This window comes from Nocardioides sp. NPDC057767 (assembly GCF_042798275.1).
Classification (GTDB): domain Bacteria; phylum Actinomycetota; class Actinomycetes; order Propionibacteriales; family Nocardioidaceae; genus Nocardioides.
In genome coordinates this window covers 63848-80275 of record NZ_JBHVKJ010000009.1, presented here as the reverse complement: position 1 = coordinate 80275, position 16428 = coordinate 63848, and the positions used below count along the sequence as shown (strand labels likewise).

The window sequence follows — 16428 nt, the reverse complement described above, 5'->3', positions numbered from 1 at the left end:
GTTGTCCCCAGGCGGTCGTTACCCCCACGAGCCTTGGTTCCACATCGGCTCCTTGGGGGTGACCACGACATGGCTCGTGGTCTTCGCGAGCATCGTCGGACTGGTGCTCTTCGCCATCCTCGGTGGTGGGGGCGTGCTCGGGCTGGCCCTGGTCCAGCCCAACATCGCCGAGCTCAAGCTGTGGACGCTGCTGACCTGGCCGTTCGCCTATCCGCAGTTCGGCATCTTCGACGTACTCGCGATCTTCTTCTTCTGGTACTTCGGTTCCGACCTCGAGCGCAACGAGCTCGGTCGGGTCCGGTTCGCCTGGCTGCTGGTGGCGTTCACCGCGGTGCTCTCGGTCCTGGCCGTCTTCTTCGGCGCGGTGCTGGACCCCTCCTACGCCCTCTTCGGCCTCGGCATGCTCGAGATGATGGTGGTGCTGCTGTGGATCGCGCAGTGGCCCGACCGGATGTTCATGTTCAACATCCCGGCCTGGCTCTTCGGTGTGATCCTGGTCGGGATCCAGCTGATCCAGTACCTGGGCTACCGCAGCTTCGTGATGCTGCTCGTCTTCGTCGTCGGCCTGGCCGTGAACGCGTTCGTCGCGCGCCAGTTCGGGCTGCTCGACAAGTTCGCCTGGATCCCGCGGGTGGCCGGTCCGGCCCAGCCGAGGGCGCCCAAGCCGGCCAAGACCAAGAAGCGCAAGTCCGGCCCGACCGTCGTCACCGGCCCGTGGGAGTCCTCAACCGTCTCCAAGGACGACCAGCGGATGGACGAGCTCCTCGACAAGATCCACGCCCAGGGTGCCGACTCGCTGACCAGCAAGGAGAAGAAGGAGCTCATGCAGCTGCGTGAGCGCCGTCGCCGTGGGTGACCGGTGATCTGGACGAAAGTTGAGTGCGATGCACTCAGGTTTCGCCCGAAAATCGGCCTCCGCATGGTCAGAGGTCCCGGCTTTGGACGCGCGACGTTGACGCTTGTCGATAACGGTGTCACTCTTGTAGACGGCCCGGTATCGCGGGAACTTCTAGTGATTCCAACGAAGGAAACGTATTCATGGCGAAGGCGCTGATCGGTTACATGAGCAGCGACCTGCGGACTCCCGCCCACCTCACAGCCGAGAATGCTCGGCTGCGTGCACGTGTGCGTGAGCTCGAGGATCTCGTTCTCTCCCTGAAGACTGAGAACGACGCACTGGTCGCGGCCCACACCGCGGACCTCGACACCTCGATGCAGGAGATGCAGCCCGCCTGACCTGCGGGCACTCTGCAACACCACGGGCGAGAGCTATTTCCTGATCAAGGCTGGCCTCGCTCAGGGGGAACCGACTCTGATATCAGAGTCGGTTTCGACCTTTTGGAGGGGCGTACGCACTGGTCTCCGAGTGTTCATCTGAGGTTCGGCCGAAGGGCGCTCGGAACAACCCGGCGTCGCTACGCTCGCGCGGTTCGCTGCTACCGGCGTACGTTCTCGTGATCCCCCACAGGAGCCCTCCGTTGTCCTCGTTGCGCCATCACCCGGTCCTCCGCTCCGCAGCACGCCGCCTGCCGGACCCGCTCAAGCAGCAGATCAGGGCGGCCCTGGCCCGCCGCGAGCGGGGCGGCCGCAAGCCGGTCATCGGGCTGGCCGGGTTCTTCGGTGCCGGCAACTACGGCGACGAGCTGTTCCTGTCGGTCTATGAGCAGTACTTCGGCGAGGAGTTCGAGCTTCGGGTGCTCGCCGACAACATGACCAAGCCCTACTACGACCGGCCGCTGCCCGAGATCGTCGACGAGGTGGACGCCATCCTCATCGGCGGCGGGGACATCCTGCAGCCGTGGCAGGCGGACCCGCGCTACTTCAACCACAAGATGCTGGCCAAGCCCGTCTTCGTCGTCGGCATCGGGGTGCCGATCTACCGCAACACCGAGATCAAGCCCCACATCATCGAGCGGCACCGGAAGTTCCTCGAGCACCCCAACGTGAAGTTCATCGGCGTCCGCGACCAGCAGACCGCCGACTGGATCCTGGGCAACATCTCCGCCGACCTGGACATCAAGGTCGCCCCCGACATGGTCTGCTCGCTCGACCTGCCACCCGTCGAGAAGCCCGAGGGCGCGCCGATCCTGGGCGTGGTCACCCGCTACCGGCCCAACCTGGAGGAGCCCGACGACTACTCACGTGTCGAGGAGATGGCGGGCAAGGCGATGGCGGAGGGATGGCGCGTACGCCACCTCATCCTCGGCACGATGGACGTCGGCCGTCGCGACGTGGCCAACGCCGACGACCTCGACATCCCGGGCAAGGAGGTCGTCTACACCGAGTCGCTCGATGAGCTGACCCGCGCGATCGGGGAGTGCACCGCGTTCGCGAGCATGAAGTTCCACGGCTCGGTCGTGGCCACGATGTACGGGGTGCCCTCGATCGTGATGATCGCGACCAACAAGAACCGCAACTTCATGAAGCGCATCGGCCTGGACGCCAACGTCTCCGCCTTCGACGCCGCCGACCTGGCCGAGAGGTTCACCGAGCGGGTCGAGCCGGATCCCGAGTCGGTCGCCGGCCTGCGTACGGCCGCCGACGCCCACCTGCGGGAGCTGCGGGCCGAGGTGAAGCAGACGCTGGGGCTCTGAGACTCTCCCTCGAGGTCCGCGGATCGCGACGCCCGGCGGGTTATCCTCGACCCGCTGGGGTTCCCCTGAGCAGCGACGATTAGATTTGCTGGCTCACCTCAGCCACGCTGATGTGTTGCGAACTGTGTACGACCACGTGGTCCTGAGCCGGGGGAGAAGTCGATGTACCTCAAGCGTCTGACGCTGAAGGGTTTCAAGTCGTTCGCCTCCGCCACGACCCTCGAGCTCGAACCGGGCATCACCTGCATCGTCGGGCCCAACGGGTCGGGCAAGTCCAACGTCGTCGACGCGCTCGCCTGGGTCATGGGTGAGCAGGGCGCGAAGAGCCTGCGCGGCGGCAAGATGGAGGACGTCATCTTCGCCGGTACGTCCGGGCGCGCCCCGCTGGGCCGGGCCGAGGTCTCGCTGACGATCGACAACACCGACGGCGCGCTGCCGATCGAGTACGCCGAGGTCACCATCTCGCGCACGATGTTCCGCAACGGCGGCTCGGAGTACGCCATCAACGGCAGCCCGTGCCGGCTGCTCGACGTCCAGGACCTCCTGTCGGACTCCGGCATCGGCCGCGAGATGCACGTCATCGTCGGCCAGGGCCAGCTCGACACGATCCTGCGTGCCACCCCCGAGGACCGCCGCGGTTTCATCGAGGAGGCCGCCGGTGTCCTCAAGCACCGCAAGCGCAAGGAGAAGGCGCTGCGCAAGCTCGACTCCACGCAGGTCAACCTGGACCGGCTCCAGGACCTGCTCGTCGAGATCCGCCGCCAGCTCAAGCCGCTCGGCCGCCAGGCGGAGGTCGCCCGGCAGGCGCAGACGGTGCAGATGGACGTACGCGACGCCAAGTCGCGCATCTACGCCGACGACCTGGTCACCGCCAAGACCGAGCTCGACAAGGAGCTCGCCGACGAGGGTGCCCTGCTGGCCCGCCGCGCCGAGGTCGAGGAGACCATCGCCGAGGGACGCGAGCAGGAGGCGGTGCTCGAGGCCGCGCTGCGCGAGGACCTGCCGGCGCTGGCGGCCGCGCAGGAGACCTGGTTCGCGCTGAACTCCCTGCGCGAGCGGCTGCGCGGCACCCAGTCGCTCGCCTCCGAGCGGGTGCGCAACGCGGCCGGCTCCGAAGACCTGGAGGTGCGCCAGGGGCGCGACCCCGAGGAGCTCGAGGCGCAGGCCGAGATCGCGCACGAGCAGGAGGAGGCCGCCGACGCCGAGGTCGAGGAGCTGCGCTACTCCCTCGAGGAGGCGGTCGAGGCCCGCAAGTCGGCAGAAGATGCTGCCGCCGAGGAGGAGCGCCGGGTCAAAGGGCTCGAGCGCGCCGCCGCCGACCGCCGCGAGGGGCTGGCCCGGCTGACCGGTCAGGTCAACGCGCTCAAGTCGCGCGCCGCTGCCGCAGACGACGAGGTCGGACGGCTCACGGCCGCCCGCGAGGAGGCGCTGGCACGTGCGGAGCGGGCCCAGCGGGACTTCACCGCCCTGGAGACCAAGGTCGCCGGGCTGGACGCGGGGGAGGAGGGCCTCGATGCCGAGCACGAGGCCGCCGCTGCGGCGCTGGAGGACATCGAGGAGCGGCTCGCGAAGCTGCAGGCCGAGGCGCAGCAGGCCGACCGGGACCGCTCGACGTTGGCCGCCCGCAAGGACGCGCTGGAGATGGGTCTGAACCGGAAGGACGGCGCCGGCGCGCTGCTCGGTTCCTCGCTTCCGGGGGTGCTGGGGTCGGTCGCGTCGCTGTTGGCGGTGCGCTCCGGCTACGAGGCCGCCGTGGCCGCCGCTCTCGGGACCGCATCGGACGCTGTCGTCGTCTCCTCCTCCGAGGAGGCCATCGGGGCGATCGAGCATCTCAAGACCGAGGACCTCGGCCGTGCCGGGCTGCTCCTGGGCGGTTCGCCCGAGGAGACCGGTGGCTGGCCTTCGTTGCCTGCTGGGGCTGCGTACGCCCTGGACGTGGTGGAGTGCCAGCCGGTGCTGCGCCCCGCGGTGGCGCGGCTGCTCGACAAGGTCGCTGTGGTCGACGACCTCGCCGCCGCCAAGGCGCTCGTGGATGCTGAGCCCCAGATCACCGCGGTGACCCGCGAGGGCGACCTGATCAGCGCGCACTTCGCCGCCGGCGGCTCCTCCAGCGTGCCCAGCCTCATCGAGGTGCAGGCCGCGGTCGACGAGGCCGCCGCCCAGCTCGCCGAGGCTCACGCGGTCTCCGAGCGAGCCACCTTCGAGACCTCCCGCCTGGAGGCCGAGCGGCTGGCCGCGCAGAAGCGGGTCGACGTCGCGCTGGCCAAGCTGCACGAGTCCGACGCCACCCTGGCCGCCGTCGCCGAGGAGCTCGGTCAGTTCGGCGCTCAGTCGCGCGCTGCGCGCGGTGAGGCCGAGCGGCTGCTGGCCGCCGTCGAGCAGGCCCAGGAGGCCCGCGAGAACGCCGTCGCCGGCCTCGCCGAGCTCGAGGAGCGCCTCGCCATGGCCGAGGAGGAGCCCGAGGACGAGCCGGATCTGAGCGCCCGCGACGGTCTGGCCGAGGCGGCCCGCAACGCGCGACAGCGCGAGATGGACGCGCGGCTGGCGCTGCGTACGTCCGAGGAGCGCGCCCGCGCGCTGGCCGGCCGTGCCGAGGGGCTGCTCCGCGCGGCCCGGCAGGAGCGGGAGCAGCGCGCCAAGGCGGCCGCCCGTCGTGAGCAGATGCGCCGCGAAGGAGAGGCCGCGCGAGCGGTCGGGACCGCGGTGGCGTACGCGCTGGACCGGCTGGAGGTCTCGGTGCAGCAGGCCGCCAGGGCGCGCACCGAGATCGAGGAGTCCCGTGCCGGGCGGGAGCAGGCGCTGCGCGAGTGCCGCTCACTGCTGCGCAACCTCGGCAAGGAGCTCGAGGAGCTGGTCAACTCCGTGCACCGCGACGAGATGGCCCGCGCCCAGCAGCGGATGCGCATCGAGCAGCTCGAGGAGCGGATCCTCGAGGAGCTCGGCCTCGACGCCGAGGCGATAGTGAGGGACTACGGCCCCGACCAGCTCGTCCCGCAGCACCCCGACGAGGACGGCAACGAGGTCGACCCGATCCCTTATGTGCGAGCGGAGCAGGCAAAGCGGCTCAAGATCGCCGAGAAGAACCTGCGCGCCCTGGGCAAGGTCAACCCGCTCGCGCTGGAGGAGTTCGCCGCGATGGAGGAGCGCCACAAGTTCCTCACCGAGCAGCTCGAGGACCTCAAGCAGACCCGCAAGGACCTCCTCGACATCGTCAAGGAGGTCGACAACCGCGTCGAGCAGGTCTTCACCGAGGCCTGGGAGGACGTACGCGTCGCCTTCGACCACGTCTTCGCGCGTCTCTTCCCGGGTGGTGAGGGTCGCCTGGTCCTCACCGACCCCGAGAACATGCTCACCACCGGCATCGAGGTCGAGGCCCGGCCGCCGGGCAAGAAGGTCAAGCGGCTCTCGCTGCTCTCCGGCGGCGAGCGGTCGCTGGTCGCGGTCGCCTTCCTGGTCTCGCTGTTCAAGGCCCGTCCCTCGCCCTTCTACATCCTCGACGAGGTCGAGGCGGCGCTCGACGACACCAACCTCGGCCGGCTCCTGGAGATCTACGAGGAGCTGCGCGAGAACTCCCAGCTGATGGTGATCACCCACCAGAAGCGCACCATGGAGGTCGGCGACGCCCTCTACGGCGTCACCATGCGCGGCGACGGTGTCACCACCGTCATCTCGCAACGGCTGCGCGACGCTCAGCCGGCCTGACGAGGGACCTGCTCCTCGCTTGGCCCCGACGTGATTCACGGCCGCCGTGAAGTCGGGTCCTAGGTCTCTGCACCACCGGGCCGCGGCCGACGCACACTGACGGTGAGTGGGGAGGTGCTGCATGACCTCGACCGAGAAGGTGGCACAGGCCCCGCAGCGCGAGCAGTGGGTGGACACGCTGCGGGTGGTCCTGATCTCCGGCGTGATCGTGGTTCACACTGCAACCGGGTACGTCACGGACTTCGCCGGCTACTACTACGACGACGAGCGCGTGACGAACAGCATTGTCTCCGTTGCCATCGCTCTCCCGGCGCTGATGGGCGGTGTGTTCGGGCTGGGACCGCTGTTCGTCGTGGCGGGGTGGTTCTCGGTCCGGTCGCTGGCGCGGCGCGGGCCGGCCGGCTTCGTGGGCACCCGCCTGTTGCGGCTCGGAGTGCCGCTGGTGCTCTTCGTGCTGCTGGTGAACCCGCTGGCCGACCTCCTGGGCAACCTGTGGGAGGAGGATGCCACCACGTTCCTCGGATACCTGGCGGTCACCGAGTTCTCGATCATGTGGTTCGTGGCGGCGCTGCTCGTGTGCTCGCTTGGCTACGCCGTGCTGCGGTCGGTTCGACCGCTCACCGGCCCGCGTCCGCGGCCTGGTGGGAGATCGCTCATCGTCGCGGGATCGGTCATCGGCGCCGGATCGCTGGCGGTGTGGCAGTTCACGACGCTGCTGGACACCCACCTGCTGAACGTGCGCGTCAGCGCTTGGACGCAGGCCGTGGTCCTGTTCGCACTCGGGGTGATGGTGGCGGAGTCGGGCTGGGACGGGCAGCTGCCTCGGCACGTCGAGCGCCGGCTCGGCCGGGTGACGCTGATCGGCATGGGCCTCACCGTGATGGTGGTCTCCTACACCGGAGCCCGTGACCAGCTGGACATGGCTCTGGGAGGCCTCAACTGGGCCAGCGTCTCGTTCGCCGTCCTCTACGGCGTCCTGTCGGTCACATTCACGCTGTGGTGCATGGCTTGGCTGCGGCGCCGCTGGCCGACGCACGGCCCGCTGATGGCCAAGGCGGGGAGGGGCTCGTACGCGACGTACCTGCTGCACCCGGTGGTGCTCGTCTCGGTCATGCTGGCCTTCCGGGTGGTGCCGCTGGGGGCGCAGCTGAAGTTCGTCATCGTGTCGATCGTCGCGGTCCCGGTGTGCTTCGCGGTCGGGTACGCCGTGACGCGGCTGCCCGGCGTGGGGCGCGTGGTGTAGCCGCCCTCACCTGGGCGGCGACATCCCGATGTGGGTTCGATGAACCGTCGATGAATCCGTGATGAAGGCATGCGGGGAAGCCGTTCGAGTGGTCAAAGTAGGCCCTTTTGCCTGCCTAGAATCCTGCGGTCACCGGCCGGACCGGGGCACCGGCGAGACATCGTCTCGACGTTCGGGGGATCGTCACGGTTAAGAACTTCAAGGACCCCCACATGCCCTCGACCCTGCTGTCGTTCCCCTACTACCGGAGCAACCCCTACCTCACGATGCTCACCGTCGCACCGCGGGCAGCGGGCTGGGACGTCGTCGAGGGAGTGCAGGGCCTGCACCGGCTCGAGGCCCGCGCGGCACACCTCGGCCGGGGCGACGTGCTCCATGTGCACTGGACCTCGCCGGTGACCAGCGGCTGTGAGAACGCCGAGGAGGCGTGGGCCAACGCGGCCCGGTTCGAGGACGTCCTGAGCAGCCTCCGCGACCGGGGTGCCGACGTGCTCTGGACCGTGCACAACTCGATCGCCCACGAGGCCGACCACGTCGACGTCGAGCTCGCCGTCGCGAAGGCTCTGGCGAGCTACGCGACCCGGATCATCCAGCTCAACCCGGCCACGGTCGAGGAGACCGCGGCCTACTACGCCCTCCCGCCCGACAAGGTCGTCGATCTGCCGCACTCCTCCTATCTCGGCGTCTATCCCGACGGCGGCGACGACGCCGCCTCGCGCGAGCGCATCGGGGTTCCGCAGGGTGTGCCGACGGTTGGCTTCATCGGTCAGATCCGGGCCTACAAAGGCCTCGACGTGCTGTGCCGGGCGGTCGAGATCGCCGCCGAGCAGGTGCCCGACCTGACCTTCGTCGTGGCCGGCAAGGTGGTGCCCGCCTCCGACCTGGAGACGGTCGAGGAGATGCTCTCGGCACCCAACATCGTCAAGCGGCTCGGGTTCGTCGAGACCGCGGACTTCTCCGACTGGCTGCGGGCCAGCGACGTGGTCGCGCTGCCCTACCGGCGGATCCTCAACTCGGGCTCGCTGTTGGCCGCCTGCACCTTCGGCCGCACCGCCCTGATCCCGGAGGACACCCCGGTCGCGCGGCAGTTCGCCGACCAGCCGTGGGTGGTGACGTACGCGCCGGAGCCGGACGAGCCGGTGGCGCTGGCCGCGGCGATCCTGGAGGCCCTCGACGGGCAGGAGTCGCGACACCGGGCCGCGCACGAGTTCACCCGTGCGTACACGCCCTACGACATGTCGCGCGACTACCTGCGGCTGCTCGACGAGCTGGCCGGCGATCCGGAGGGGGCAGCAGCCCGATGACCACACCCGAGCTCTCTGTCGTCGTCCCGACGCACAACGTCGGCCTGTGGGTCGGGGAGCTGCTCTCCTCGATCCTCGAGGACCAGTCCTCGGTCGCCGACCCGGTGGACCTCGAGGTGATCCTCGTCGACGACGCCTCCACCGACGACACGTTCGAGATCGCCGAGACGTACGCAGCCCGCGACCCGCGCCTGAGGGTGGTCCGTTCGCCCGGAACGGGCGGGGGACAGGCACGCAACCACGGCGTCTCGCTGGCGCGCGGCCGCTTCCTCGCCTTCGCGGACGGCGACGACCTGGTCCCGGCCGGGGCGTACGCCGCGATGCTGCGCAAGACGCGGGAGACCGGCTCGGACATGGTGGTCGGCCGGTTCTTCAAGCTGTTCAGCGACCGGGTCTGGTGGCCGGTGCGGGCGTGGCCGGCCTTCGACGAGGAGCGCACCCTGGTGAGGCTGGCCGAGGCGCCGTCCGCCCTGCGCAACCGGGCCTGCTGGAACCGGGTCTTCCGGCGCGACTTCTGGGACTCCGCCCAGATCGAGTTCCCCGACGCCTCGCGCTCCAACGACATCGAGCCGATGGTGCACGCCCTGACCACGGCCCGCTTCGACATCGTGACCGAGACGGTCTACGTCTACCGCGACCGACCCGGGCCGGGGTCGATGACGGCGAAGTCCCACTCGCCGGCGGGGATCATCAGCTACCTCGAGCAGGAGCTGCGCTGCGCCCGCCGGATCATCGAGCTCGGCGACCCGGAGGTGCGCGCCGAGTACGCCTCGCTGGTCTTCGACGCCGACGGCTGGATGGCGATCGTCCGGGCGCTGCGCGGGATGGCCGTGATCGACCCGGTGGCGCTCGAGCCGGCGCGGGTCCTGATCGCCGAGCTGATCGCCCTCTTCGACGACGCCGGCATCGAGGATCTGATCGATGACCTGGAGCGCGACAAGCGATGGGGCTGGCGGCTGGTCTCCTCGGGCCAGTGGGCGACCGCGGCGCGGCTGATCGGTGACGACGTCCGCTGGGGCGACCGGCCGGTCGCCGACCTGCTGGAGACGCTGCAGCTCGTCGCCGACAGCGGCGTGGTGCCGCTGCGTACGCTCCAGCGGCCGCTGGTCAACGCCGTCGCGACGATCTCGCTGGACGACGAGACGCTGGTCGGGGACGATCTCGCCGACCTGGTGCTCAAGCACCGTGACCTGTTCACCGCGGTCGCCGAGGCGGTTGCCGGCGGCGAGGCGGGTGAGGAGCCGGGCTGGCGGCTCGGCCGGATCATGGCCGCCCTCGATGATGGGCCCGAGCTGCTGCGCCAGGTGGTCTCCGGCGCCACCGACCCGGTGACCGCGACCTCGCTCTCGCTCGTCGACGGCCGTGCCCACCTCCACCTGGCCCACACGATGCTCGAGCCCGTTAGGCTCCGCGTCGTGTTTCTCCACGACCGCCGGCGCCGAACGCTGGACTACGACGCCACCGAGCTCGCCTCCGGCAGCCTCGAGGTCGCGCTGCCCACCGCCGCGCTCTCGGGCGGTCGCTGGCGGGTGCGGTTCGAGGGCCGTGACGCGCTGGGCGAGTTCGACGGGCCGGTGATCATCCACGAGGACGTCATCGGCGAGCGGATCGGCGAAGGGGCGCAGATCGTCGAGCTCGACGGTCGCCCGCGTCACGGGATCGAGATCCCGCTGAGCTTCGGCGAGCGCGGCGTCCGCAAGGCCCGCCGGGTGGCGGGCCGGATCGTCCGCCGGGTGCGCCCGTGACCGCTGTCGTCGTCGCGCCCGCCACGGACGGGCAGCCCGGGCAGGCCGGGCAGCCGGTGCGGGACAAGCGGCTGGAGATCCAGGCCCTGCGTACGGCCGCGGTGCTGGGAGTTGTGCTCTTCCACCTCTGGCCGGGGGCGATCCGGGGCGGCTACGCCGGCGTCGACGTCTTCTTCGTGATCTCGGGCTTCCTGATCACCTCCCACCTGGTGCGCGAGGCCGCCAAGCCCGGTGGGGTGCGGCTGGGCGCGTTCTGGGCCCGCCGGATCCGGCGGCTGCTCCCCGCGGCGCTGCTGGTGCTGATGTGCGGCATCGGGGCGACGTACGTCCTGGTGCCGGAGGCCCTGTGGCAGCAGTTCCTGCGGGAGGCAGTCGCGGCCGCGTTCTATGTGGAGAACTGGCAGCTGGCCTGGGCGGCGGTCGACTATCTCGCCGCCGAGGACCCGCCCTCGCCGGCGCAGCACTACTGGTCCCTCTCGGTCGAGGAGCAGTTCTACTTCATCTGGCCGCTGCTGATCGTCGCGGTTGCGCTCCTGACCCGGCGACGGCCGAAGGTGCGGCTGACGGCGATCCGGGCAGTCTTCCTCGCCGTCTTCGTGGTCAGCTTCGTGGCCTCGGTCTATGTCACCGCGACGAAAGGTGCCGACTCCTACTTCGTCACCTACGCGCGCGCCTGGGAGTTCGCGGTCGGCGGTCTCATCGCTGTGCTGCCGCTCTCCCTCGAGCGCGTGCCCGGGCGCTGGGCGCCGTACGCAGCGATGGCCGGCTGGCTCGGGGTGCTCGGCGCGCTGCTGCTCTTCAACGACTCGCTGCCGTTCCCGGGCTGGGTGGCGCTGCTGCCGGTCGTCGGCACCGCGCTGGTCATCTGGGCGGGCGCGCCCCGCGGCCTCGGGCTACGGGTCGTCGGCCATCCGGTCGTGCAGTGGATCGGGACGGTCTCCTACTCGCTCTATCTGTGGCACTGGCCGCTCGTGGTCGTGCTCCCCGAGACCGGCCCCGTGCTCGGCACCTGGCTCCGCGAGCCGCTGATCCTCCTGGTCACCATCGGCCTCGCGGCCCTGACCTACCGGTACGTGGAGACGCCGTTCCGCACCGGACAGATCCTGGGGACCACCCCGCGGGCCTTCCTCTTCGGGGTGCTCGGAGCGGCCCTGGTCGTCGCCGCCGCGGTCCCCGGGATCCTGCATGGACGCAACCTGGTCGAGGAGAGTCGCGGCCAGGCTGAGGCGCTCGCATCGGGAGACACCGAGTGCTTCGGCGCCGCCGCCCTGATGGAGGGGTGCCGGAACCCGGAGCTCGACGGCGTACTTCTCCCTGCGCCGATCGCCCGCAAGGATGACACCGGCCGGGCCTACCGGTGCTATCTCCCCGAGGTCGAGACGTATGCCGCCGACGCCCGCCCCAAGGTCTGCCACCTCGGCTCCGACGACCCGGATGCACTCCGGGTCGCGCTGGTCGGTGACTCCCACGGCGCTTCGCTGATCCCCGGTCTGACCCGGGTCGCCGAGAGCTCAGGATGGTCGGTCGACACGTTGGTCGCCAACGGCGGAGGGCTGCTCCCCGCCACCGCGGGTGACCCGCGCCGCGCCTACCGCGAGGCGCTGATCGAGCGGCTCGACCAGGAGGCGTACGACGTGGTGCTGGTCACCCAACGCCGCAATCCGAACCTCGCTGCCGGCGAGCCGGACCCGGCCGCCGACCAGCTCGCCCAGGCCTGGAAGCCGATCCTCGAACGGGGCACGAAGATCGTCGCGCTCGCCGACAACCCGTACCTCACCCCCGAGGCGGCGACCTGCCTTGACGAGATCGAGACGCTCGCGGACGCCGGCGCGTGCGAGATGACCCGCCAGGGGGCGTACGCCACCTCTGACCCGCTCGCCGAGGCGGTCCGCCTGGCGGGGCCGGGCGCTTCCCTGATAGACCTCTCTGCGGCCTACTGCGACGAGGACCGGTGTCCCCTGGTGGTCGGGCACGTCCAGGCCTATCGCGACCGGAGCCACATCACCGCGACCTTCTCGATGACGCTGGCGCCCTATCTGGTCCGTGCGGTCGAGGACGAGCTCTAGGATCTAGGATCAGCCGCGATGAGCACTCCTGACCGCAAGGCCCCGACCCGCGCCGACTACGTGCACTGGCGCACCATCACGACCCGCTGGCGCGACGACGACGCCTATGGTCACCTCAACAACGCGACCTACTACGAGTACTTCGACACCGCGGTCAACGCCTATCTGTTCGAGACGACCGGCGTGAACGTGCGCAAGCTGCCGAAGATCGGGATCGTCGCGGAGACCTCGTGCCGCTACCTGCGCGAGATCGGGTTCCCCGAGCCGGTCGAGGCCGGGCTGGTCGTCGACAAGGTCGGGAGCTCGTCGGTCATCTACCGGATCGGGCTCTTCCAAGGGCCGGGCGAGGAGGCCGCGGCCGAGGGCCGGTTCGTGCACGTCTACGTCGACAACACCGACCCGTCACGTCCGGTGACGCCGATGCCCGATGAGATCCGGGAGGCGGTCATGCCGCTGTGGCGGCAGAATTGACCTTGACAGTTGGGTGAACGTGCGTGGCGCCGTTCACCGCCACTCGGCACTGTGACAGTCTGACCCACTGCCGAAGCACGATCTAGAGCGTCTTGGGGGACCTTTAGTGGACGAAGAGTTGAAGCGCATCGCACGTGGCGGCCTGCGCAGAGGGCGAGACCTTGCTCGCAAGGTCTACAACGACTCGCCTCTCTACAGCCGGGCCGACGACGTGCGCCTGCTCGTCGACTGTCCGTTGTTCGACCACGAGTGGTACGCCGAGCAGGTCGGTCAGCGCCTCGACCGCAAACGGGCCGCCCGCCACTATCTCGAGCAGGACCGCAGCAAGCAGCTGGCGCAGCCCAGCCCGCTCTTCGACCCGGAGTTCTTCGTCGCCCGGCTGACCCCGCGGCTGCGCAAGCAGATGGGCGACCAGGACCCGTTTCTCTACTGGCTGCGCGCCGAGCTGTGGCTGCAACCGACCCATCCGCTCTTCGACACCGACGGCTACACCGAGCGGCGCAAGACCGAGAGCTTCTACGGCGGCGCGATCGGGCACTACGTCGACCGCGGCGCCCGCAACGGCCGGCGCGCCAACGACTGGCTCGTCCAGGTCGACGGCCGGTTCCCGGACCTGCGTGACTGGATCCGGGACCGGCGCGCGGAATGGCAGGCCCGGCAGGGCGTCCCGCGGACGTGGCGGACGACGATCGACCCGGTCCGTGCGGTTCCGGCTGGTCGCGAACCCGTCGGCACCGTCAGCGTCATCGTCGATCTCGGTGCCTCCGACGAGCTCGCCCGGGCGACCCTGGACAGCGTCGCCGCGCAGCACGGGGTGGAGACCGACGTCATCCTCATCGACCGTGGCCTGACCCCGTCGGTCGCCGAGTCGGCCGACGACGTCGTCCCGGGCGCACGCATCGTGCCTGGCGACCCGGACCGTGGTGAGCCCGGCGTCGCTGCCGCGTTCGCGCAGGTGAGCAGCGACTTCGTCGCGTACGTCGCCGGGGGAGAGATCTGGAAGCCCGGTCGTCTCGCGCGGCTGGTCTCGGTGGCCGAGGCGGCCGGGCGGCCGCTGGTCGCCGACGTGCTGGAGCGGTCGTGGCTGCCGGAGCAGCGGTTCGCCGTCGACGTACCTCCTGCTTCGCCGGGACCCGATGTCCCGGGTCCGTTGATGCGGGCGCTGCTCTCGCGGCTGCTGATCGCCACGCCACTGCTGCGAGAGGTCGGCGGGCCGCGCGACGACATCGGCGTCGGCTGGGCCTACGACCTCGCGCTGCGACTGACCTCGAAGGCGGAGGTCCAGGTCGTGCCGGAGGTCGGCGTCGAGCGGCGGCAGGGCATCAACCCGCGCCGTCCCCGCCAGGACCGGCTCCCGCTCGACCCCTTCGACCTGGAGTCGTGGGAGGACGTCGTACGCAACCGCACCTTCGTCGACTGGACCGCGCTCGCTGCGCGCACCCCTGACCCGGACGTGGTCTCGGTGGTCATCCCGACCTACGACGACTCGCTGCTGACCGTGGCCGCCGTCGAGGCCGTGATGGAGCACGGTGCGGGGGAGAAGCGGCTCGAGATCGTGGTCTGGGACAACGGCTCCTCCGCCGGCGTCTCGGCGGTGCTCGACTCGCTGCCGCTGCGGTTCCCCGAGGTGAAGGTGGTGCACAGCACCGTCAACCACAACTTCGCTCTCGGCAACAACCTCGCCATCCCGTACGTCACCGGGGAGACCGTGGTCTTCCTCAACAACGACACCACGGCGCTGGCCGGCTGGCTGGAGCCGCTGGTGGCGGCCCTCGCCGACCCCGAGGTGCTCGCGGTGCAGCCGCTGCTGCTCTACCCGAGCGGCTCGGTGCAGTCGGCCGGGGTCGTCTTCCCGCCCTACGGCGGGCTGCCCTACAACATGCTCGCCGAGTATCCGCCCGAGGACGCCGCCGGCCTCGAGGGCCACCGGTTCTCGGCGCTGACCGGTGCGGCGCTGGTGCTGCGCTACCGCGACGTCGTCGCATGTGAGGGATTCGACCCGATCTTCACCAACGGCATGGAAGACGTCGACCTGTGCCATCGGCTCGCTTCGCTGCGACCCGGGTCGTTCCGGGTGGTGACCTCCTCCGAGGTCGTCCACCACGAGTCGAAGTCGAAGGGCCGCTTCGCCCGCGCCCCGCGCAACCGGCTGATCTACCTCGACCGCTGGGTCGGGCGCACCGAGCCCCGCGACGACGAGGCCGCCTGGGCGGCCTGCGGCTACCAGGTCGTCGGCCGGGCGATGGCCGGCGAGCCGACCGGTCCGGCCAAGACGTACGCCGCCACCCGCCCGGTCCTCGCTCCGCTGCCCCGGGTGTCGGTGGTGGAGGGTGTCCCGCAGCTGCGCTGGTCGATCAAGATCTCCGCGCCCGGGGCGCCGGAGGGGGAGCGGTGGGGTGACACGCACTTCGCCCGTGCGCTGGCGCGTTCGCTGCGCAAGCTGGGTCAGTCGGCGGTCGTCGACCACCACTACGAGTGGGAGCGGCCGAGCTCGCTCGACGACGACGTCGTGGTCACCCTGCGCGGGCTCTCGCGCTACTTCCCCGCGCCCGACGGCCGGATCAACATCGGCTGGGTGATCTCCCATCCCGACGCGGTCACCCGTGCCGAGGCGGCCGGCTTCGACCGGCTGCTGGCGGCCGGGCCGCGGTGGGCCGAGCAGATGTCGGCACGCTGGGGGATCCGCATCGACCCGCTCCTGCAGGCGACCGACCCCGAGCTGTTCAATCCGGACCGGGCGCTTCCCGACTCCGGTCACGCGGTGCTCTTCGTCGGCACCTCGCGCGACGTCGAGCGTCCGATCATCCACGACGCCGTCGCCGCCGGGCTGCCGCTGTCGGTCTACGGCCACGGCTGGGAGCCCTACATCCCGCGCCACTACGTCAAGGCCCAGCACATGTCCAACACCCGCCTCGGCGCCGAATACCGGGCCGCCGGGGTCGTGCTCAACGACCACTGGGCCGACATGCGCGACTACGGCTTCATCTCCAACCGGCTCTTCGACGCGGTCGCCTCAGGCGCCCGAGTCATCTCCGACGATGTCGTCGGCCTCCGCGACGTCTTCGGCGACACCGTGCAGGTCTACGAGACCCCCGACGACCTGGTGAAGTGGTCCTCGATGCCCGACCCGTCGGTCGTCTTCGGCACCGACGAGCACATCCGCGCCGAGGCCGCCCGCATCCACCGCGACCACGGTTTCGACGCCCGTGCCCGCTCCCTCCTCGACATCGCCCTCGAGGAGCGGGCCAAGCGGGACCGCGCCTAGGACGAAGGCGTCACCCTTCGCGGTGCCCGAACCTGCCA

General features: G+C 70.3%; 10 protein-coding genes. All 10 read left to right on the top strand.

The window, feature by feature from the left end:
* The first annotated feature begins 58 nt into the window (after positions 1-58).
* Positions 59-856, top strand: coding sequence for a DUF6576 domain-containing protein (locus tag ACFVDI_RS06995; protein WP_378902051.1), 798 nt, complete (start codon positions 59-61; stop codon positions 854-856).
* A 182-nt stretch (positions 857-1038) separates the two neighbouring features.
* A complete protein-coding gene (locus ACFVDI_RS06990; RefSeq protein WP_045548398.1) occupies positions 1039-1236 on the top strand; it encodes a hypothetical protein in 198 nt (65 codons plus the stop codon).
* A 242-nt stretch (positions 1237-1478) separates the two neighbouring features.
* Positions 1479-2594 (top strand): polysaccharide pyruvyl transferase family protein, encoded by a 1116-nt coding sequence (locus ACFVDI_RS06985; RefSeq protein ID WP_378902048.1) that lies wholly within the window; start codon positions 1479-1481, stop codon positions 2592-2594.
* 162 nt (positions 2595-2756) lie between these two features.
* Positions 2757-6296 carry a chromosome segregation protein SMC gene (smc, locus tag ACFVDI_RS06980; RefSeq protein ID WP_378902045.1) on the top strand — a complete coding sequence of 1180 codons (3540 nt, stop codon included), beginning with the start codon at positions 2757-2759 and terminating at the stop codon, positions 6294-6296.
* A 121-nt stretch (positions 6297-6417) separates the two neighbouring features.
* Positions 6418-7539, top strand: coding sequence for an acyltransferase family protein (locus ACFVDI_RS06975; RefSeq protein ID WP_378902042.1), 1122 nt, complete (start codon positions 6418-6420; stop codon positions 7537-7539).
* Between the two features lie 212 nt (positions 7540-7751).
* On the top strand, positions 7752-8843 hold the full coding sequence (locus ACFVDI_RS06970; RefSeq protein WP_378902039.1) for a glycosyltransferase: 1092 nt from the start codon (positions 7752-7754) through the stop codon (positions 8841-8843).
* A complete protein-coding gene (locus tag ACFVDI_RS06965; RefSeq protein ID WP_378902036.1) occupies positions 8840-10588 on the top strand; it encodes a glycosyltransferase family 2 protein in 1749 nt (582 codons plus the stop codon). The genes ACFVDI_RS06970 and ACFVDI_RS06965 overlap by 4 nt, the downstream gene beginning before the upstream one ends.
* Positions 10585-12654, top strand: coding sequence for an acyltransferase family protein (locus tag ACFVDI_RS06960; RefSeq protein WP_378902033.1), 2070 nt, complete (start codon positions 10585-10587; stop codon positions 12652-12654). The genes ACFVDI_RS06965 and ACFVDI_RS06960 overlap by 4 nt, the downstream gene beginning before the upstream one ends.
* An 18-nt stretch (positions 12655-12672) precedes the next feature.
* Positions 12673-13125, top strand: a complete 453-nt coding sequence (locus ACFVDI_RS06955; protein WP_008358262.1) for a thioesterase family protein — start codon at positions 12673-12675, stop codon at positions 13123-13125.
* A gap of 118 nt (positions 13126-13243) precedes the next feature.
* A complete protein-coding gene (locus ACFVDI_RS06950; RefSeq protein WP_378902029.1) occupies positions 13244-16390 on the top strand; it encodes a glycosyltransferase in 3147 nt (1048 codons plus the stop codon).
* The last annotated feature ends 38 nt before the right edge of the window (positions 16391-16428 follow it).